The following is an 18,237-nucleotide window of genomic DNA, read 5'->3' on the forward strand; positions in this document are numbered from 1 at the left end:
TTCGGCAAGGTGGCGAGGTCGTTGCCGAAGGCGGCTGCTTCGGAGGTGAACCGGTCACCGGTGAGCTGCATGCCGTCGCCGGAGTCACCGGCGAAACGGATCACAACTCGATCAACCTTGCGGACGTCCGTGGTGCGCGTCCCCCTACCCACGTCAATGCTCATGGGCTCGACAGTGCCTTTCTCCTCGGCCACGTCACGCCGCGGCCGACTGGCGGCGCCGGCCCGGCGCTATCTCACGAGCGTAGTCGTCGGGCAACCGGTGTAGTCCCAGATCCTGGTGATCCCTGTTCACCGTCGGCTCGGCGTGGCGCTCCCAACCTGGTGTTAACGGTACTTACCGCCGGTAAGAAGACAGGCGGATGTGCGGCGCACGTCACAGTAATGTGTGTCGCTGTCCGACATGTGGGAAACGCCATCAATTGCTGCTGATGCGCCGGCGCAGGGCCGTCAACCGCTCCGTGAACGCCGGCGAGTCCATCGAGGCCAGCTGGGGCACGATCTCCAACTCCACCGCGTCGACGTGCGCGGATGTCGCCGCCGTCGCCCGCATCGTGCGCTTGGTCGCGATCACCAGCTCCCGCGGGGCCTGCGCCGCCTGGCTCGCGAGCTGCACCGACCGCTCCACCACGTCGTCGGCCACGTCGAGCACCAGCCCCGCTGCCAAGGCCGCCTTCGCGTCGTACACCTGGCTGAACAGCGTCATCGCGGCCGCCTGCTGTGGGCCGACGATCCGTTGCAGCATCCAGGTCATGCCGCCGCCCGGGTGGATGCCCAGCTGGAGGAACCGGGCGTCGAACCGCGCCCGCTCGCCGGCCAGCCGCACGTCGCAGGCCAGCGCCAGATTCAGGCCCGCCCCGACCGCCGCGCCGTTGACCGCCGCGACCGTGGGCAGCGAACAGTTCGCCACCGCCAGGAAACCCGCGTAGATGTCGCGCAGGCCCTTCTCGCGGGCCTCGCCCAGCGCCGTCAGGTCCGCGCCCGCGCAGAACGCCGGCGGCGTGCCCGTGACGACGATCGCGCCGACCTGCTCGTCCGCCTCGCATGCCCGGACGGCCTCGGCCAGCTCGGCGGCCAGCGCCAGGTTCAGGGCGTTGCGGCGGTCCGGGTCGTGCACCGTCAGCACCGCGACCCGGTCACGGCGCTCGACAAGGATCTGGCTCATGGCCGAAGGCTAGGGGGTGTCCCGTGGATCTGGGCGATGAGAGTCGGGATCGAGGTGGTTCCTGGTGGCGCTGCAGGAACGCCCTCATACCGGGTCGTATTCGGGCGTTTCCGCGGTGTCGTCAGGGGCCGCATCGGCGCGGCTATCGCGGTCTTGATCCACGGGACACCCCCTAGTGCTCCGGGGCCGGGGGTCGGTCCAGGAGCGTTGAAAGGACCACCGTGGAGATGGTCCGGTCGATGATGTCCAGGCCGCGCAACCGCTCCAGCACCGTCTCCAGGTGATGGATGTTGGCCGCCCGCAGGTGCACGATCGCGTCCGCCGCGCCCGACACCGTGTAGGCCGCCACCACCTCGGGCAGCGGCTCCAGCCGGCCGCGGATCTCCGACGGCGTGACGTTGCCCATGCAGTGCACCTCGACGAACGCCTCTGTGCCCCAGCCCAGGGCCTCCGGATCCACCACCGCCGTGAAGCCGCGCAGGACTCCCGAATCGAGCAGCTTGTCCACCCGCCGCTTGACCGCGGGGGCGCTCAGGCCAACCGTGTTGCCGATCTCCGCATAGCTCGACCGGGCGTCGGTCACCAGGCACGAAACGATTCGCTGGTCGATGGCGTCCATGCGCAACATTCTGCACCATCAGACGCAATGCAGCGGCGTTGATCGATGGTCCTCCCACCACTTACATTTCGATCCATGTCCGCCACGCTCGACGCGCCGCTCCCGTCCTCGGAGCAGATCGCCCAGGTCCGGGTGCCCACCACCCGTCGGTACCTGATGTGCCCGCCGGAGTACTTCACCGTCGAGTACTCGATCAACCCCTGGATGGATCCCGAGCGTCCGGTGGACACGTCCCTGGCGATCGAGCAGTGGACCGCCATCAAGGACGTCTACGAGGACCTCGGGCACAAGGTCGAGCTCATCGAGCCCGCCCCCGGGCTGCCCGACATGGTCTTCGCCGCCAACTCCGGCACCGTCGTCGACGGCGTCGTGCTCGGCTCCCGGTTCCGCGCCGAGCAGCGGGCCGCCGAGGCCGACCACTTCCGCCGCTGGTTCCTCCGCAACGGCTACCGCGATGTCGTGATGCCCACCTGCGTCAACGAGGCCGAGGGCGACTTCGCCTGGACCGGCTCCGTGATGCTCGCCGGCACCGGCTTCCGCACCGACCCCGGCGCCCATGCCGAGGCCCAGGAAGTCCTCGGCGTGCCGTTCGTCTCCCTGCGCCTGGTCGACCCGCGCTACTACCACCTCGACACCGCGCTGTTCGTCCTCGACGACCGCTCCGCCCGGCCCGAGATCTGCTACTACCCCGAGGCCTTCTCGCCCGGCTCCCAGCGCGTGCTCCGGCGCCTGTTCCCCGACGCCGTCATCGCCACCGCCGCCGACGCCGAGTGCCTCGGCGTCAACGCCGTCTCCGACGGCCACAACGTCGTGCTCCCCCTCGAGGCCACCGACCTCGGCTCCCGCCTCGCCGCCCGCGGCTACCAGCCCGTGTACGTCGACATCTCCGAGCTCCGCAAATCCGGCGGCGGCCCCAAGTGCTGCACCATGGAGCTTCGCGACTGACAGCCACGCCGGCGCCGGCGCTGCCCCGACCAGCCCCGGCGCCGGCGCTCCCACGTTGTCACCAGCGTTTGCCGGCCCTGGCGATCTCCTTGGTCAGCTCCGCCAGGAGCTTGTTGTCGACGGTGAGATCGCAGGTGATCGACAGCACGTGCGACCGAGTCAGATCCCGCGCCGCCTCTCCCAGCATGTCGTTCACGCCGGAGACCAGCCGTCCCACGAAGATCTCGATATCGCCCATCGGTTGGTCGGCGACGTGGCTCGTCAACTCGTAGGCGCGGTGAACCTGCCGCGGGACCTTGGCCGTACGCACGGAAACCGCCCAGGCCCGCATCTTCTCGTAGGCGGCGACCTGCCGACGAGCGATGTCGGTGACCAGCCGCCACTCGCCCGGCCGACCGGGTTCGCCGAACGCCTTCGACATGATCTGGACGTCGAAGGTGCGCCTGAAGTCCTCGAGTATCGAATCGAGCTCGTCCAGCAGGGGCGACGCGTGGCTGATCGCGGCGCGTCTGTCGGCGAAGGTCAGCGGTGATTTCCCCCGTTCCTCCGGCCGCCGCTTGATGTCGCGCAGCCCCACCTGGAGCACCCCCGCGTACAGCACGTACGGCCATTCCCACGGTCGATGACTGATGACGTAGGCGATCTCGTCCTGCGTCTCCGGCACGTGGTCGAAGACCGCCGGCACCTCGTCGCCCGGCTCGGCGGACGCATGGACGTGCACGTCACCGTGAATGATGCCGGCTTGGACTCCGGACAGGTCACCGTTGATGACGTTGGCGATGTCATTGGTCGGTCGGTCAGCCTCGTTGCCCACGCCCCGAGTATGACCCTCCGGCGGCAGCCTGGTGATCGACATTTGGTGGGGTGGAACGGTTGCCGGGCGAACAGCCATAGCGACCCGGCGTACGACGACCGGACACCATCGCGCGCACCACAGGGCCGGGTGCGCCCGGGATCGAAACGGCGACCTGGCGGCGCGGATGGCCTGGACCGAAGACCGACCAGCCGGTCGTCCGGGCCGGCACGATCAACGGGAACACTGCCACTGTCGTCAGGACCCGAACGACCGTCGGCCACTCGACGAGTGACCGACGGTCGGGAATCCACTCGGGACAGTGGGTCAGGCGGTGACGGCGGTCTGCTCCACGGACGCGAGCAGCTCGTCCACATCGGTCTCGGCGACGGCCAGGGCCGGCTCCAGGCGGCCGAGGCCGGTGCACCAGTCCTGGTCGGCGAGGGCGAAGGCGGACACCACCAGGGGCGCGGCGGCCCGGCCGGGGCGCACCATGTCCTGGAACAGGTCCAGCTCCAGCCGGCCGCCGATGCGGCCGGGCCGCAGCCGCAGCGTCCCATGTGGAGCCTCGTCCTCGTGCGCCCACCGGCACGCCCACTCGGTCCACACCACGGGCCGCTCGACCTCGTGCGTGGGCGAGACGGCCTTCACGTTCGCGCCGATGGAGGTGATGCGGTGGTTGTCGGCCGCGGCGACCAGCATGTCCTCGAACTCCATGGAGCCCATGCCGATGTCGTGCCCGGCGACCAGGGCGACCTGGACCAGCGCGATCGGCACCTGCGGCAGCGCGTCCTCGAAGCACGTCATCGCGCCGCCGTAGCGGGTGTTGATCTCGGTGGGCCGGAAGCCGTCCTCGGTGGCCACGCCATCCAGGGTGAACGTGCCGCGGTAGCCGACGGAGGTGCGCAGCTGCTCGCCGACCCGGCGGGCCAGCGACCGCATCTCGTCCCGGATGTGCGCGGGCGGGTCGTAGAAGCTGGCGCACCCGGCGTAGAGGAAACGGGCGGACTCGGTGCGGCGCGGCACGACCATCTCGATCGGACGCAGCACGGCGGTGCCGTCCGGGAAGACGATGCCGTGCACGGAAACCGGGATCCCCTCCAGGAACGGCATCACCCGGATGAAGTCGCACTTGGGGGCCAGGTGCCGGAACACCCGCCTGGCCTCGGACCGGGTCCGCACCCGGCGCACGAAGTTGGCTCCGCCGTTGATCGCCGGCCCGTCGCCCGACCACACCACGCCCCAGCCGCTGTCCAGCAGCGTGGACGCCTCCCACAGCGAGTCGAACGAGTCGCCGGTGGCGTCGAACACCACGGCCGGCGCGTGCGGCGCCGACAGGTCCCGCCACAGCGAGTCGATCGTGGTCTTGTTCTCCAGCGCCACCCATTCGGGCCGACGGGAGTTGAGCACGGGACGGCCGCCGACCTCGGGCAGTGTCATGTAGTGCGAGCCGATCACCAGCGCGTCCCCGGCCGGGTCGAACTCGCGCAGCGCCCCGGCCAGCTCCGGGGCGGGACTACTCAGCGCTTCCTCAAGGCCCATCTGTTCCGTGGCGATCAGACCGCTGATGCCCAGCGGCAGCCAGGTGGCCACCTCCGGGTCGTACAGCGGCGCGGCATCATCGGTGCTGATCACGAGCGTGCGGTCGGCGCCGAGGTGGTGCAGTTCCTGCACACGCCTGGACAGCCGGGTGCCGCCGGCGAGGACGATCCGCCGACCGCCGAACAGACCACGGAGGCGCTCGGAGAGCGCACGAAACTGATGATCCATAGTCATGGACTCACTTAGCTGAGGTGCCTTGAGGCCGGCGAGCGCCGGATGCTTCGAAGCATAGAGCCCGCCGCCAGGCGGCCAGAAGCACGGTCTGGCAACGGTATTGGGGCCTCAGCGCGAAATCAGGCGGTCGGCCCGGGCGGTCGGCATCAACATCACCATCCGGTTCACGCTGCCGTGCGCCTTGATCCAGGTGCCCGGGTCGGCGAGCACCTCGTCGACCTCGCCGTCGTCCAGCTCGGGGGCGTCCTCCCAGATCGCGTTGCACGGTTCCCTGATCTCCACCAGGTCCCGGTCGATGAGGTCGCGGACCACCCGGCGGAACCGGGGGATCAGCCGTCGGATCGCCTCCTCGTCGGCGCCGGGGATCCAGACCGTGCCGCACCGCTCGGAGTGCCCGAGGAAATCGGAGATCACCCCGTTGAGGTAGGCCTCCTCAATTGTGTTGATCATGACCCAGTACTCTTCGGGCCCGAGTTCCTCCCAGAAGCTCACGGGCTCATCATCGCCACCGGCACAAGCCCTGCCATTGGCACGTCTAGGCTTGCCCTTCGTGACCACGACGACGTCGACCGTTCGGCTCAACTGGGGCACCCGCTACGAGGTGACGGTGCTCGACCTGGGCCTGGCCTGCTGCGGCGTCGAGGTGATGGCCGCGCTGCACGGTCGCGGGGCCCAGGCCCCGGAACCGGTGTCGGCCGACGCTCCCGAGGTCGCCCATGTGCTTGTGGTTTCCGGAACCGTTACCGACGTGATGCTGCCGGCCGTGGTCGCCACCTACGAGGAGCTGCCGGAGCCGAAGTACGTGCTGTCGGTCGGCGCGTGCAGCAACACCGGCGGGCCGTACTGGGATTCCTACTGCGTCACCAAGGGAATCGACCAGATGCTGCCGGTCGACGTCGCCGTGCCGGGCTGCCCGCCGCGGCCCGAGGCGCTGTTGGACGGCATGCGCGCCCTGCACCGGATGGTGACCGCATGACCGCCGCGTCCGGTGAACTCGCGGCACGAATGGCTGACCTGCTGCCGTCAGCCGCAACCAAGGCCGCCTTCGCCCAGTCCGTCGTCACCGTGCCGCTCGACGACTGGGTGAGCGCCGCGCAGATGGCCCGCGACGATCTCGGCTGCACCCTGTTCGACTGGCTCGGCGCCGAGGACGCCGGCCGCCCCGGCTCGGTCGGCGAGCGGCACACCGTGCTGCTGCACGTGGTCGAACCGTTGAGCCGCAACGGCCTGCTGCTGCGTACCGAAGTGAGTGCGGACGAGCAGTTGCCCAGCGTCGCGCCCGTGTGGGCCGGGGCCGCCTGGCACGAACGCGAGGCCGCCGAGATGTTCGGCCTCGCCCTCGCCGGCCCGCCGCCCGCGCATCTGCTGCTGTCCGAGACCTTCGCCGGCCACCCGCTGCGCAAGGACTTCGTGCTCGCCTCCCGGGTCGTCCGCCCCTGGCCCGGCGCCCTCGAACCCGGCGAGTCCACCGCCGCCCCCAGCCGCCGTCGCCTCGCACCCCCCGGCGTGCCGGATCCCTCCTGGGGCCCGCGCCGAGAGGAGGACCCGTCATGACCCAGCCCCCCGAGCCGGACCAGCCTTTCCCGGCGGCGGATGCCGAGCCGTTGCCGGCCCGTACCCGTGGCGTGATCGCCCTGCTGGAGGCCAACTGCACGGTGTGCATGATCTGCGCGCGTGAGTGCCCCGACTGGTGCATCCACATCGACTCGCACACCGAGACCGTGCAGCAGCAAGGCGCGGCCCGGCCGCGGCAGCAGAACGTGCTGGACCGGTTCGCCATCGACTACGGCCAGTGTCTCTACTGCGGCATCTGCGTCGAGGTCTGCCCCTTCGACGCGCTGCACTGGGCGCCCGAGCACGACTACCCCGGCACCGGCGAGCACGCCGTCGCCGAACTCGTGCACGAGCGGTCCGACCTGGGCAAATGGGTCGCCCAGGTGCCGCCGCCCCCACCCCTGGACGCGGCCGCCGACGCCGCGCCCGAGGCCGCGCCGGGCCGCCCCGCGCGAGGCGCTCCCGGAACTGCGACCAGGCCGGGAACGTTGTCAGGAAGGACGCGACGACCCGGAGGCTGAACAAGGTGCACAAGCACGTCAACGGGTTGAAGACGGCGCTGCTGCTCGGTGCGCTCAGCGGCCTGATCCTGCTGATCGGCCAGTTCTTCGGCCGGACCGGACTGCTGATCGGGCTGGTGGTGGCCCTCGGCATGAACGCCTACGCCTACTTCAACTCCGACAAGCTGGCGCTACGCGCCATGCACGCGCGCCCGGTGTCGCAGGTCGAGCAGCCCGTGATGTACCGGATCGTGCGCGAGCTGGCGACCTCCGCCCGGCAGCCCATGCCGCGGCTGTACATCAGCCCCACCCTGGCCCCCAACGCGTTCGCCACCGGCCGCAACCCCGCCAACGCCGCCGTGTGCTGCACCACCGGCATCCTGGAGCTGCTCGACGAGCGTGAGCTGCGCGCCGTGCTCGGCCACGAGCTTTCCCACGTCTACAACCGCGACATCCTCATCTCCTGCGTGGCCGGCGCCCTGGCCAGCGTGGTCACCGTGCTGGCCAACCTGGCCATGTTCGCCGGCATCTTCGGCGGCGACGACGATGACCGCCCCAACCCCGTCGCCCTGCTGCTGATCGCCCTCGTCGCGCCGCTGGCCGCCGGCATCGTGCAGATGTCGGTCAGCCGCTCCCGCGAGTTCCAGGCCGACCAGTCCGGCGCCCAGCTCACCGGCGACCCCCTCGGCCTGGCCGCCGCCCTGCGCAAACTGGAACGCGGCACCCAGGCCGCCCCCCTGCCCCCCGACCCCTCCCTCGTCTCCCAGTCCCACCTGATGATCGCCAGCCCCTTCCGCGCCGGCGAGGCCGGCGCCCGCCTGTTCTCCACCCACCCGCCGATCCAGGAGCGCATCCGCCGCCTGGAGGAGATGGCCCGCGGCGGCCACTTCCGCTGAGCCGCCGGCCGAGGACCACCGCCAGGCCAGGCCATCGCCCATCCGACGCCCCGTGCCAGGTCCATGGCTGCGCCGAAGCGGCCAGCAGGCCAGGCCCGCCCCACTGGTCCATCACCGGCCTCGGACCAGTCACCGGCCTCGGATCGCCGCTGGGGCCGACAACACCGCTGGGTCCGAACTGGCCGCCGGTGCGAGATGGCCGCCGGTGGGGGACCACCGATGGCGTGAGATCACTGCCAGGCCCGGGAAAGCGACGGCCGCCGGACCCGGCGGGGTCGGCGGCCGTCGAGAGCGGCGGTGCGGGTCAGGCCGGGGTGGCGCCCGCCGACACGGCGACGTCCATCACGTACTGGCCGTAGCCGGACTTGGCCAGCTTCTGCCCCAGGGCGTAGCAGGAGTCGGCGTCGATGTAGCCCATGCGCAGGGAGATCTCCTCGAGACAGGCGATCCGCACCCCCTGCCGGTGCTCCAGCACCTGCACGAACTGGCCGGCCTCCAGCAGGGAGTCGTGGGTGCCGGTGTCCAGCCAGGCGAAGCCGCGGCCCAGGTCGACCAGGCGGGCCTTCTCCTGCTCAAGGTAGATGCGGTTGACGTCGGTGATCTCCAGCTCGCCGCGGGGCGACGGCTTCAGGTTCTTGGAGATCTCCACCACATCGTTGTCGTAGAAGTACAGGCCGGTGATCGCCTTGTTCGAGCGCGGCTGGGCCGGCTTCTCCTCGATCGACACCAGCTTGCCGGTGCCGTCGACCTCGCCGACGCCGTAGCGCTCCGGGTCGCGCACGGGGTAGCCGAACAGCACACAGCCGTCGATGCCGGCGGCGTGCTTCTGCAGCATCGAGGCGAAGCCCTGGCCGTAGAAGATATTGTCGCCCAGCACCAGCGCGACGCTGTCGTCGCCGACGAACTGCTCGCCGATGATGAACGCCTCGGCCAGCCCGTTGGGCTGCGGCTGCTCCGCGTAGCTCAGCGACAGCCCGAACTGGCTGCCGTCACCCAGCAGCCGGCGGAAGTTCGGGAGGTCCGTGGGCGTGGAGATGATCAGCACCTCGCGAATGCCGGCCAGCATCAGCACCGACAGCGGGTAGAAGATCATCGGTTTGTCGTACACCGGCAGCAGCTGCTTGGACACCGCCTGCGTGATCGGATGCAACCGGGTGCCACTGCCCCCGGCCAGCACGATCCCCTTCATGCCCCGTTCCCCCTACCGGTAGTTCGTGAACTGGAGCGCGATCTCGAAGTCCTTGGACTTCAACAGCGCGATCACCGTCTGGAGGTCGTCCTTCTTCTTGGCCGACACCCGCAGCTGGTCGCCCTGGATCTGCGCCTGCACGCCCTTCGGGCCCTCGTCGCGGATCGCCTTGGAGATCTTCTTCGCCTTGTCCGACTCGATCCCCTGCACGATCTTGCCGGTGACCTTGTAGATCTTGCCGGACACCGCGGGCTCGCCCACCTCGAACGCCTTCAGCGAGATGTTGCGCTTGATCAGCTTCTCCTTGAAGACCTCGACCGCCGCCGAGCAGCGCTCCTCGGTCTCCGCCTGGATCGTGATCGCCTCCTCGCCCGCCCAGGCCACCGACGCCCCGGTGCCCCGGAAGTCGAAGCGGGTCGACAGCTCCTTGCCGGCCTGGTTCACCGCGTTGTCGACCTCCTGCCGGTCGACCTTGCTCACCACGTCGAACGACGGGTCCGCCACGAGTCCTGCACCTCCGCACACCGGTCCGCTAGACCCACGGAGGCTACCCGTAGGGATACCCGTTGGAGACCGCCCCCACGGGTTATGTATAGTTCACCCCGCGGACGCCACCACCGGTCCGTGAAGCCGAGCCAGGTTGCCCGAGCGGCCAAAGGGAGCTGACTGTAAATCAGCCGCGAAAGCTTCGGAGGTTCAAATCCTTCACCTGGCACGCGCGGGATGGGCGGGCTATGTCTGTTGTAAAGCACAGACATAGCCCGCTTGTCGTGTTTTCTGGGGCTCTCGCCCCAGACCCCAAGGCAGGGGGCTCCGCCCCCTGCACCCCCGTGGTTGGGTGCAGGACCCGCTGAGGTGGCGACGAGGGTGATCTGAGGGCTCGTCGGTGCTGGGTCTGGTGGTGGCTTCTCTCGCGTGGGTGACGAAGCGGTTCTGTTTCTCGGCTTCGCCGTCGTGCGTTGGTGTGGTCGGTCTCCTGGGTGACGGTGAGGGTGTGTTTCTCGGCTTCGCCATCGCTGGGTGGTGTCTTGCCTTGTCTCTTGGTCGGGGGAAGGGACTGAGGAACCGCACCGGCTTGGCCTGTCGCTTGGACGCAGTGATGGGGCTGCGGAAGGACTGCGAGTCCAGTCGTGGCATTGGTGGGGCCCGTAATCGGTTACCGACGGCGAGTTGGCTGGCTGGCTGCCGACTGCTCGAAGGCGGCCAGGTCGATGGGTGGGGGGGAGCGTGTGGTGTTGGGGTGTGATCGGGCCGTGTGGGGCGAGGGTGGGCGTGGCCTTGTTGTGATGTGGTGGGGATAGGGCGGCTGTGGGCTGGGGTCCACTGTGGAGTCTGGGGTGGGCTCGCCGGTGGGGCTCGGGGGTATGTGCGTCAGCCGCCTGGGTCGAGGGCCGGGGGGAAGGGGGCGGCGAGGTCAGGACCGGCGCTGGACGGCGGTGGGGAGTGCCGGCGGGGTGGGGTGCGGCTGTGAAGGTGGCGGCGGGGTGGGAAAGGCGCCGAAGTGCAGAGGGGCGCGGGGGTGAGCAGGGGCGCCGAAGTGAGATGGCCGGCGCCTGGGGCTTCCCCTCCCAATGACGCCGGCCACGAGAGCAAGCGTACCACGAGTTCGAACATGAGTTCGAGTGTTGTCATGGGTTTGTGATCTTTGGTTGAGACTGGCCAGGGGTGTCGGGGTCGAGGCCGAGATGGCTCAACCGGGCCTTGATCGCGGCGCGGCTGCGGGCGAAGTCGAGGGCGAGCTGGGGAATGGCCCGGTCGCCCATCGTCCACAAGCGACGGAGCTCCTCGTCCTGTTCTGGAGTCCACGGGGTGCCGGCATTGGCCGGGGCCGGGCGTGACTTCGACGACATGCGGCCCCCGCCGCGAACGGTGGCCAGGCCTCGCAGCGTGGCCTCGATGAGTTGGCCGGCCGGCACGAGATCGGTGACCGGCAGGATGAAGCTGCCCTCGGCGACAACCGCGCCGTCGGGCAACTGGGCTTCGAGCTGGACCGTGACGGACACCTCGGTGTCCATCTGGACGTGGACGGCGTAACTCCGGTCGCCGATCTCTTCCTCGCCCCTGATCTGGACGCTTGTGCGCATACGTGACCTCCTGTCGCCACGCTAGAACGATCGAGGGTGCGGCCGCTCCAAGCCCGGTCGTGGCGATCTTGGAATCGGGTGTTTGCGCTGGTGGAGACCTGTCAAGCGGGGGTCGAAACGAGATGGCCGAAAGCCGCCAGCGAGTAGCGGGGAAGGCGTCACGATCGACGTGTGGGTGCATTTCGATTCGGGGTGTTGGCGGAGACGGCGGGCGGCGTCGCGGAAGTGGTGGCGACGGCCCGGCGGGCCGAGGAACTGGGCTACGACACGGTGTTGCTGCGGGACCACTTCGTGCCGGAGCCGTTCGGGAACCAGGTGGCGCCGCTGATCGGGCTGGCCGCGGCGGCCATGGGCGACGAGCCGCCTGAAGGTCGCGACTCTGGTGCTGGACAACGACTACCGGCATCCGGTGCTGCTGGCCAAGGAGGCTGCGACGCTGCACCAGCTGTCCGGCGGGCGGTTCGAGCTGGGCCTGGGCGCGGGCTGGCTGCGGGTCGAGTACGAGGCCGCGGGCATGGTGTTCGACCGGGCGGGCGTGCGGGTGGGCCGGCTGGCGGAGTCGGTGCGGCTGCTGAAGGAACTGTTCGCGGGCAAGGAAGTCCGGTTCGAGGGCGAGCACTACCGGGTTGACGGCGTGACCAGCTTTCCGGCCGTGGACGTGCCGCCGCCGCTGTTGATCGGGGCCGGCAGTCCGCGAATGCTGCGGCTGGCCGGGCGAGAGGCGGACACGGTCGGCATCCTGGCCAAGGCCTTGCCCGGCGGGACCATTTCCGACGCCATGGAGGAGCGACTTAGTAGCGCATTCGCAGCGAAGGCGGACTTGGTTCGCGCCGAAGGCCGAGACGTGGAGATCAGCTCGGTGGTGTCGGTGGACCTGGCCGACGACCCGCGGGCCGCGGCCGAGCGGTACGCCGTCGAGCATGGTTGGGGCGCGGGCGCGGCGGAGCTCGTCGAGGACATGCCGGCGAAGTTCCTGGGCCCGCTCGACCACGTCGTGGAGCTGGCCCACCAGCGCCGCGAGCGCCTCGGACTGTCCTATCTGGTCGTGTCGGACCGGGAGCTCGAGGCGGCTGCCCCGCTGGTGCGGGCACTGTCGGGCCGGTAGCGGGTCAGTCGCGCAGGGCCGGGCGGCGATACCAGCTGGTCCAGAGTGGACGGTAGCCCTGCGTGGACCAGAAAGGCGCCGAGCGCGGGTTGGGAAGCGCGTAGTGCAGCAGGGTGACGGCGATGCCGGCGGCGTCGAGCTCGCGGTGGACGTGGTTGACGAGGGCGCTGCCGACCCCGCTGCCGCGCAGGTCCGCGCGCACGCCGCCGAGACCCAGGTAGGCGACGGGCCCGGCCGAGGTGCGGCCGGCGATCCAGTCCGAATGCGGCGGCAGGTCGACGGTGACGATGCCGGCGGGCCGACCCGCGACCTCGGCCAGCCAGACGCACGGCCGGTCGCGCTCGAGCATCTCGGCCGTGTTCTGGCGGAGGCCGGCCTCGGTGGACGGCCGCTCGGTGATCACGCCGAACTGGGAGTCGTAGCGAACGACGTCGAGATTCAGTGCGACACACGCAGCCAAGTCCGCCTTCGTGGCCACGCGGATGGTGAAGCCGGGCAGTGGCGGAGCCGACGGCGCGGCGGCGGAATGGCCGGCCGGGGCGGACGAGCCGGGGTTGGGGTGACCGGAAGGCGCGGTTGTGGGCGCCTGGGTGGAGGCCCTGGCAGGGGAGGGCACGAAGGTGGTGGTAGGTCCGAAGACGCCGGCGCGGCGGACGGCGGTGACGATCAGCGGGGCGAAGCCGTGATGGACGAGGGCGGGCACGGCGGCGGTGTCGCGGCTGGGCCAGGTGATGTGGGCGGCGCAGTCGAGGTCGCCGGGGACGGCGGCCCGGGCCAGGTGGGACTCCCACAGGTCGAGCAGCGGACCGAGGTCGGCGCCGGCGAGGCGGACGGACAGGCCGTGGCGGCGCAGGGGAGCCCAGGTGGCGTCCAGGGACTCGGGAGCGACTTCCTGGAATGTGGGAAGGCCGAGGGCACCGACAGTGGCGATCATGGACCCGGACAGGGGCGGATCGGCCGGCAGCAGGGCGTCGAGCAGGGCCAGTCGGGAGGCGTGTTGGCGCTCGACATCGATGTCCACGTCGAGTCATCCAACACTGACGACTCGGCGAAGTCGCGGTCATTACTTTGGGTGACCGATACAGGGTGTGACTTACGCGTTCGAGTGTCCGATTTGCCGGCGTTTTGTCCGCTTAATCGTTTCAAGAGGCCGGTTGGGCCTGCAAATTGCTCTTTCTGACGCCAAACTGTTCACTGGGAGTGTTGCCTTCGTCAACTGGACGGGCCACACTCGCTCAACCGGGGTAAACTGCGATTCGAGGGGTTCCGGCGCACTCGGGACCCCTCGGTCGTGCCAAGGACACCACCGGCAGGAGTGTCGACCAGGGGGAAGGCGCCCCTGACTGCGTGGCCCGACGAGGAGGGTGGATGACCGACCACCGCCGTGCCGTCCATCCCGAGGTGCCCCGCCCGCCGGTCCGCGTGCATCTTGATCCGCAGCGTACCCGGCGCTACCGCCTGTTCTCCGCGGCGGTCCTGCTGGCCGGCCTCGGTGTCGCGACGGCCGTGCTGTTCGGCCACGCCGACCGCATCGACCCCGGTCAACTGCTGATCGCCGGCCCGCTGCTGGCCGTCGGCTTCCTGCTGTCCGAGCAGATGTCCATCGACTTCGACGTCCGCCAGGTCAGCTGGACCATCTCCTTCGCCGAGATCCCCCTGGTGCTCGGCCTGGTCACGGTGCCGTTCGAGGTGGTGCTGGCGGCCTACCTGGTGGCCGGCCTGGGCGTGCAGATCTACCGCCACAAGCTGCGCCACCTCAGCTACCACGTCGGCATCATGTGCCTCGAGGTGGCGATCCCCTACTCCGTCTTCTACGTGCTGCGCAACGACTTCCCGGCGGTGCCGGTGTGGACCGCCGCCGCGCTCGGCATGCTGACGTCGCCGCTGGTCAGCACGGCGCTCGGCCTGGGAGCAATGAACGTGCTCGGCGGCGAGCTGCGGCTGCCCGCGGCGGCCCGGCTGGGCCTGCGCTCGCTGGTCGTGTGCCTGCTCAACGTCACGGTCGGGCTGGTCGCGTACGTGCTGGTCACCACCGCGCCGTGGGGCTGGCTGCTGGCCGGCCTGCTCGCCGCCTCGATGGTCGCGCTGTACCGCGCTTACTCCGGGCTGCTGCGCGAGCAGCGCGACCTGGAGACGCTGTCCGACGTCAGCCTCAACGTGGCGCGGTCCGGCCAGGACGTGATGAACAAGGCGTCGGTGCTGACCAACGTGCTGCCGCCGGAGGACCCCGCCGACTGGCAGGCGATCGTGGAACGCATCCGCGACCAGCTCAACGCCAAGCGCGTGGTGCTACACCTGAAGATGGACACCGACGACGTGCGCCGCCTGGTCGCGGGCGTGCCGCTGCCCGACGGCGACGAGGCGGACCGGGACGACCCGATCCTGCAGCTGGCCGGCAACCACGTGCGCTACTTCAAGCTCTCGGACGCCGCCGACGACGTGCAGGAGGCCCTGCGTCGCCGTGGCGTGTACGAGGTGCTCGTGGTGCCGCTGCGCGGCGCGAGCCAGCCGCTGGGCGCCATGGAGGTGCACGACCGGCTCAGCCGCTGGCGTGGCTTCGGCAGCGCCGACGTGCGGCTGCTGCGCACGCTGTCCAGCCACCTCGCCACCGCCATGGACAACCGGCGGCTGGTCGGGCGGCTGCGTCACCACGCGTACCACGACCCGCTGACCGGGCTGCTCAACCGCACGGGCTTCCGTGAGGTCGCGGGCGACCCCGTGCGTGGCGAGGACACCTGCGTGGTGATGCGCATCGACCTGGACGTGATGTCCGGCGTGGCCGACGCCCTCGGCTACGCGTGGGGCGACCGTATGGTGCTGGCCGCCAGCCGCCGGCTGCGCGACGCCCTCGGCAACGAGGTGCCGTTGGCCCGGCTGGAGGGCGGCTCGTTCGCGGCGCTGCTGGTCGACCGCACCCACGAGCAGGCCCAGGAGATCGGCGAGAAGCTGAAGGCCGGGCTGTCCATGCCGTACCCGGTGGACAAGCTGACCGTGGAGGCCAGCGCGCTGATCGGCTACGTGTCCAACACCAGCGAGGACAGCGACGACACGATCGACGTCGACACGCTGTTGCAGCGGGCCGATGTGGCCGTGCAGGCCGCGCACAGCGGCAGCGACCCGGTGCGCGGCTACGCGCCGAGCATGGGTCAGATCTTCCTGCGCCGCTTCCAGCTGGTCACCCAGTTCCGCTCGGCACTGGAGACCGGCCAGGTCAGCGTGCACTACCAGCCCAAGATCGCGCTGCCCAGCCGGCAGGTCGTCGGGGTGGAGGCGCTGGTGCGGTGGCGGCACCCCGAGTTCGGGCAGCTCGACCCGGACGAGTTCGTGCCGGCCGTCGAGGCCACCGGCCTGGTCGACGCGTTGACCTCGTTCGTGATGGAGCAGGGGCTGCAACGGGTGCGGTCGTGGCTGGACCGCGGGCTGCGGATGTCCACCGCCGTCAACCTGTCCGTGCGCAACCTGGCCGACGCCAACTTCCCCGACCTGGTCGAGGAGGCGCTGCGCCGCTACGACGTGCCGCCGCAGCTGCTCACCTTCGAGCTCACCGAGTCCGGCGTGATGTCCGACCCGGAGCGGGCGCTGCCGGTCCTGCGGCGGCTGCACGCGATGGGCGTGACGCTGGCCGTGGACGACTTCGGCACCGGCTACTCCTCGCTGGCCTACCTGCGGCAGCTGCCGGTGGACGAGGTGAAGATCGACAAGTCGTTCGTGCTCGGCATGGGCACCGACCTGTCGGACATGGCCGTGGTGCGGGCCATCGTCGAGCTGGGGCACTCGCTCGGGCTGACCGTGGTGGCCGAGGGCGTCGAGGAGGACTCGGCCCGCGAGCAGCTGGTGAGCATGGGCTGCGATGTGGCCCAGGGCTACCTGATCTCGCGGCCGCTGTCCGAGGAGCGCTTCGAGGCCTGGCTGCGGGCCCGCACGATCCGGGCGCGCGGGCTGCGCGATGAGACGGTCCTCACGTTGGTCAGTTGACGCAGGTCGGGACCCACCCCCCGATTTCGTGATCGGCGGGTGGGTGCGCTAGAGTTCTAATCGCTCCGCAAGAGCAAGGCCCCAATAGCTCAGTCGGCAGAGCGTCTCCATGGTAAGGAGAAGGTCTACGGTTCGATTCCGTATTGGGGCTCGTGGCTGGGTTGGCCATGATCGCAAAAAGCGCGATCATGGCCACTCGCTATGCTATTTGGGGGCCCGGCCCCCAAGCCCCACGCCGGGGCTTCGCCCCGGACCCCGGGGTGCGTAAGGCGGTGTAGCTCAGTTGGTAGAGCAAGCGACTCATAATCGCTGTGTCGCCGGTTCAAGTCCGGCCATCGCTACTCGATGGAGGGCGTGTGTCCGGCGGAGCCGGACCTGATCGCTCCGCCATTACACTGGGGCTCTCGCCCCAGACTCCGAGCAAGGGGGCTTCGCCCCCTTGACCCCCGGCACGGGGGACTAGTGACAGGAGAGGTGCCCCGTGGCTGCGACCGACGTGCGACCGAAGATCACCCTCGCGTGCGAGGAGTGCAAGCACCGCAACTACATCACCAGGAAGAACCGTCGGAACGACCCCGACCGCCTGGAGATCAAGAAGTTCTGCCCGAACTGCAAGACCCACCGTGCGCACAAGGAAACCCGCTGACGTTTCCCCGCAGCACCCGAAGAGCCCGCCCCGCATGCCGGTGGCGGGCTCTTCGCGTTCTAACCTGGCCGGGTGCCACTGGACAAGTCGTTCACAGGACGCAGCTACCCGCCGGGTGACGTGTACGAGGTAGGCCGCGCGAAGATCCGCGAGTTCGCCGACGCGGTGGGCGCGACCAGCCCGCTGCACCGCGACCCGGACGCCGCGCGGGCCGCCGGCTACGCCGACGTGATCGCGCCGCCGACCTTCGCCACGATCATCTCCATGACGTCCATCTCGATCGTGGTCGACGACCCCGAACTGGGCCTGGACTACAGCCGGGTGGTGCACGGCTCGCAGGCCTTCGTCCACCACCGGCCCATGGTCGCCGGCGACCGGCTGGTCACCGCGGTGCACGTGGACGACGTGCAGACCCGCATGGGCAACGACTTCCTCACCGTCCGGGCCGAGATCGGCACCGAGGACGGCGAGGCCGTGTGCACGGCGACGGGGCTGCTGGTGGCCCGCGGAGAGGACGCGTGATGGGGCGGCTGCCGGCCTCCAAGGTCACCAAGGGCGACGAACTGCCCGTCAAGCAGGTCCGGGTGACCCGCGACAACCTGGTCCGCTATGCGGGCGCCTCGCTGGACTTCAACCCGATCCACTGGAACGAGAAGTTCGCCGCCGAGGTCGGCCTGCCCGGCGTCATCGCCCACGGCATGCTGACCATGGCGCTGGCCAACGAGCTGGTCAGCGAGTGGGCCGGCGACCCGGGCGCGATCGTCGAGACCACCACCAAGTTCACCCGGCCGGTGCCGGTGCCCAACGACGGCGTCGGGGCGCTGCTGGAGATCTCCGGAAAGGTGACCGAAGTCACCGAGGACGGTCGGGCCAAGGTGGCCATCACCGTCACCTTCGAGGGGCAGACCGTGCTCGGCCGCCCCACCGCCGTCGTCCAGCTCGGCTAGCTCCGGTGATGTTCGGAAGGGGGCTTTCCTTCACTCCAAGTGGA

General features: G+C 70.0%; 19 protein-coding genes and 3 tRNA genes. 13 read left to right on the forward strand and 9 right to left on the reverse strand.

What is annotated here, in order from left to right; genetic code table 11:
* Positions 1 to 417 precede the first annotated feature (417 nt).
* Together ACIG5F_RS28970 and ACIG5F_RS28975 are read right to left on the reverse strand one after the other, a co-directional pair.
* Positions 418 to 1,164 carry an enoyl-CoA hydratase gene (locus tag ACIG5F_RS28970; protein ID WP_396522824.1) on the reverse strand — a complete coding sequence of 249 codons (747 nt, stop codon included), beginning with the start codon at positions 1,162 to 1,164 and terminating at the stop codon, positions 418 to 420.
* A 172-nt stretch (positions 1,165 to 1,336) separates the two neighbouring features.
* Positions 1,337 to 1,783 (reverse strand): Lrp/AsnC family transcriptional regulator, encoded by a 447-nt coding sequence (locus ACIG5F_RS28975; protein WP_396522826.1) that lies wholly within the window; start codon positions 1,781 to 1,783, stop codon positions 1,337 to 1,339.
* A 75-nt stretch (positions 1,784 to 1,858) separates the two neighbouring features.
* Here ACIG5F_RS28975 and ddaH point away from each other — a divergent pair, with 75 nt between their 5' ends.
* A complete protein-coding gene (ddaH, locus tag ACIG5F_RS28980) occupies positions 1,859 to 2,728 on the forward strand; it encodes a dimethylargininase (RefSeq protein ID WP_396522828.1) in 870 nt (289 codons plus the stop codon).
* 58 nt (positions 2,729 to 2,786) lie between these two features.
* On the opposite strand, the gene ACIG5F_RS28985 is transcribed toward ddaH, so the two are convergent.
* The 3 genes from ACIG5F_RS28985 to ACIG5F_RS28995 all read right to left on the reverse strand — a co-directional run bounded on the left by ACIG5F_RS28985 (position 2,787) and on the right by ACIG5F_RS28995 (position 5,747).
* Positions 2,787 to 3,542 (reverse strand): hypothetical protein, encoded by a 756-nt coding sequence (locus ACIG5F_RS28985; RefSeq protein WP_396522830.1) that lies wholly within the window; start codon positions 3,540 to 3,542, stop codon positions 2,787 to 2,789.
* A gap of 306 nt (positions 3,543 to 3,848) precedes the next feature.
* Positions 3,849 to 5,297 carry a hypothetical protein gene (locus tag ACIG5F_RS28990; RefSeq protein ID WP_396522832.1) on the reverse strand — a complete coding sequence of 483 codons (1,449 nt, stop codon included), beginning with the start codon at positions 5,295 to 5,297 and terminating at the stop codon, positions 3,849 to 3,851.
* 108 nt (positions 5,298 to 5,405) lie between these two features.
* A complete protein-coding gene (locus ACIG5F_RS28995; RefSeq protein ID WP_396522834.1) occupies positions 5,406 to 5,747 on the reverse strand; it encodes a hypothetical protein in 342 nt (113 codons plus the stop codon).
* 100 nt (positions 5,748 to 5,847) lie between these two features.
* Here ACIG5F_RS28995 and ACIG5F_RS29000 point away from each other — a divergent pair, with 100 nt between their 5' ends.
* From ACIG5F_RS29000 to htpX, 4 genes are read left to right on the forward strand one after another with little or no spacing between them, the layout of a single operon-like run.
* Positions 5,848 to 6,273 carry an NADH-quinone oxidoreductase subunit B gene (locus ACIG5F_RS29000; RefSeq protein WP_396522836.1) on the forward strand — a complete coding sequence of 142 codons (426 nt, stop codon included), beginning with the start codon at positions 5,848 to 5,850 and terminating at the stop codon, positions 6,271 to 6,273.
* The gene (locus ACIG5F_RS29005) at positions 6,270 to 6,851 is read left to right on the forward strand and encodes an NADH-quinone oxidoreductase subunit C (RefSeq protein WP_396522838.1); all 582 of its coding nucleotides are present in this window, start codon (positions 6,270 to 6,272) and stop codon (positions 6,849 to 6,851) included. Before ACIG5F_RS29000 ends, ACIG5F_RS29005 begins: the two co-directional genes overlap by 4 nt.
* Entirely contained in the window at positions 6,848 to 7,372 is a 525-nt protein-coding gene (locus tag ACIG5F_RS29010; protein WP_396522840.1) for a 4Fe-4S binding protein, read from the forward strand. Before ACIG5F_RS29005 ends, ACIG5F_RS29010 begins: the two co-directional genes overlap by 4 nt.
* Positions 7,373 to 7,377: 5 nt before the next feature.
* Positions 7,378 to 8,247, forward strand: a complete 870-nt coding sequence (gene htpX, locus ACIG5F_RS29015; protein ID WP_396522842.1) for a zinc metalloprotease HtpX — start codon at positions 7,378 to 7,380, stop codon at positions 8,245 to 8,247.
* A gap of 304 nt (positions 8,248 to 8,551) precedes the next feature.
* Here the strand turns inward: htpX and rfbA are convergent, their stop codons facing one another.
* Positions 8,552 to 9,436 carry a glucose-1-phosphate thymidylyltransferase RfbA gene (gene rfbA, locus ACIG5F_RS29020; protein WP_396522844.1) on the reverse strand — a complete coding sequence of 295 codons (885 nt, stop codon included), beginning with the start codon at positions 9,434 to 9,436 and terminating at the stop codon, positions 8,552 to 8,554.
* 12 nt (positions 9,437 to 9,448) lie between these two features.
* Positions 9,449 to 9,940 (reverse strand): YajQ family cyclic di-GMP-binding protein, encoded by a 492-nt coding sequence (locus ACIG5F_RS29025; RefSeq protein ID WP_396522846.1) that lies wholly within the window; start codon positions 9,938 to 9,940, stop codon positions 9,449 to 9,451.
* A 130-nt stretch (positions 9,941 to 10,070) separates the two neighbouring features.
* Between ACIG5F_RS29025 and ACIG5F_RS29030 the strand changes: the two genes are divergently transcribed.
* A tRNA-Tyr gene (locus ACIG5F_RS29030) sits at positions 10,071 to 10,151 on the forward strand.
* A gap of 913 nt (positions 10,152 to 11,064) precedes the next feature.
* Here the strand turns inward: ACIG5F_RS29030 and ACIG5F_RS29035 are convergent.
* Entirely contained in the window at positions 11,065 to 11,520 is a 456-nt protein-coding gene (locus ACIG5F_RS29035; protein WP_396522848.1) for a hypothetical protein, read from the reverse strand.
* Positions 11,521 to 11,884: 364 nt separating this feature from the next.
* Between ACIG5F_RS29035 and ACIG5F_RS29040 the strand changes: the two genes are divergently transcribed.
* Positions 11,885 to 12,625 (forward strand): LLM class flavin-dependent oxidoreductase, encoded by a 741-nt coding sequence (locus tag ACIG5F_RS29040; RefSeq protein ID WP_396523120.1) that lies wholly within the window; start codon positions 11,885 to 11,887, stop codon positions 12,623 to 12,625.
* Between the two features lie 4 nt (positions 12,626 to 12,629).
* Here the strand turns inward: ACIG5F_RS29040 and ACIG5F_RS29045 are convergent, their stop codons facing one another.
* Positions 12,630 to 13,646, reverse strand: coding sequence for a GNAT family N-acetyltransferase (locus ACIG5F_RS29045; protein ID WP_396522850.1), 1,017 nt, complete (start codon positions 13,644 to 13,646; stop codon positions 12,630 to 12,632).
* 347 nt (positions 13,647 to 13,993) lie between these two features.
* Here ACIG5F_RS29045 and ACIG5F_RS29050 point away from each other — a divergent pair, with 347 nt between their 5' ends.
* From ACIG5F_RS29050 to ACIG5F_RS29075, 6 genes are all read left to right on the forward strand, one after another.
* The gene (locus ACIG5F_RS29050; RefSeq protein ID WP_396522851.1) at positions 13,994 to 16,600 is read left to right on the forward strand and encodes a putative bifunctional diguanylate cyclase/phosphodiesterase; all 2,607 of its coding nucleotides are present in this window, start codon (positions 13,994 to 13,996) and stop codon (positions 16,598 to 16,600) included.
* A 78-nt stretch (positions 16,601 to 16,678) separates the two neighbouring features.
* Positions 16,679 to 16,751 (forward strand) — tRNA-Thr (locus tag ACIG5F_RS29055).
* Positions 16,752 to 16,868: 117 nt separating this feature from the next.
* Positions 16,869 to 16,941 (forward strand) — tRNA-Met (locus ACIG5F_RS29060).
* 140 nt (positions 16,942 to 17,081) lie between these two features.
* On the forward strand, positions 17,082 to 17,246 hold the full coding sequence (rpmG, locus tag ACIG5F_RS29065) for a 50S ribosomal protein L33 (protein ID WP_015105301.1): 165 nt from the start codon (positions 17,082 to 17,084) through the stop codon (positions 17,244 to 17,246).
* 72 nt (positions 17,247 to 17,318) lie between these two features.
* The gene (locus ACIG5F_RS29070) at positions 17,319 to 17,768 is read left to right on the forward strand and encodes a MaoC family dehydratase N-terminal domain-containing protein (RefSeq protein WP_396522853.1); all 450 of its coding nucleotides are present in this window, start codon (positions 17,319 to 17,321) and stop codon (positions 17,766 to 17,768) included.
* Positions 17,768 to 18,193 carry a MaoC family dehydratase gene (locus ACIG5F_RS29075; protein ID WP_396522855.1) on the forward strand — a complete coding sequence of 142 codons (426 nt, stop codon included), beginning with the start codon at positions 17,768 to 17,770 and terminating at the stop codon, positions 18,191 to 18,193. The genes ACIG5F_RS29070 and ACIG5F_RS29075 overlap by 1 nt, the downstream gene beginning before the upstream one ends.
* Positions 18,194 to 18,237 lie beyond the last annotated feature (44 nt).

The organism is Kutzneria sp. NPDC052558 (assembly GCF_044547355.1).
Lineage (GTDB): Bacteria > Actinomycetota > Actinomycetes > Mycobacteriales > Pseudonocardiaceae > Kutzneria.

Excerpts from the sequence above, each read along its gene's own strand:
- ACIG5F_RS28995 (WP_396522834.1), bottom strand. The coding sequence starts at position 5,747 with ATGATCAACACAATTGAGGAGGCCTACCTCAACGGGGTGATCTCCGAT.
- ACIG5F_RS28970 (WP_396522824.1), bottom strand. The coding sequence starts at position 1,164 with ATGAGCCAGATCCTTGTCGAGCGCCGTGACCGGGTCGCGGTGCTGACG.
- ACIG5F_RS28990 (WP_396522832.1), bottom strand. The coding sequence starts at position 5,297 with ATGACTATGGATCATCAGTTTCGTGCGCTCTCCGAGCGCCTCCGTGGT.
- ACIG5F_RS29035 (WP_396522848.1), bottom strand. The coding sequence starts at position 11,520 with ATGCGCACAAGCGTCCAGATCAGGGGCGAGGAAGAGATCGGCGACCGG.
- ACIG5F_RS29050 (WP_396522851.1), top strand. The coding sequence starts at position 13,994 with ATGACCGACCACCGCCGTGCCGTCCATCCCGAGGTGCCCCGCCCGCCG.
- ACIG5F_RS28975 (WP_396522826.1), bottom strand. The coding sequence starts at position 1,783 with ATGGACGCCATCGACCAGCGAATCGTTTCGTGCCTGGTGACCGACGCC.
- rfbA (WP_396522844.1), bottom strand. The coding sequence starts at position 9,436 with ATGAAGGGGATCGTGCTGGCCGGGGGCAGTGGCACCCGGTTGCATCCG.
- ACIG5F_RS29075 (WP_396522855.1), top strand. The coding sequence starts at position 17,768 with ATGGGGCGGCTGCCGGCCTCCAAGGTCACCAAGGGCGACGAACTGCCC.
- ACIG5F_RS29010 (WP_396522840.1), top strand. The coding sequence starts at position 6,848 with ATGACCCAGCCCCCCGAGCCGGACCAGCCTTTCCCGGCGGCGGATGCC.
- ddaH (WP_396522828.1), top strand. The coding sequence starts at position 1,859 with ATGTCCGCCACGCTCGACGCGCCGCTCCCGTCCTCGGAGCAGATCGCC.
- ACIG5F_RS29005 (WP_396522838.1), top strand. The coding sequence starts at position 6,270 with ATGACCGCCGCGTCCGGTGAACTCGCGGCACGAATGGCTGACCTGCTG.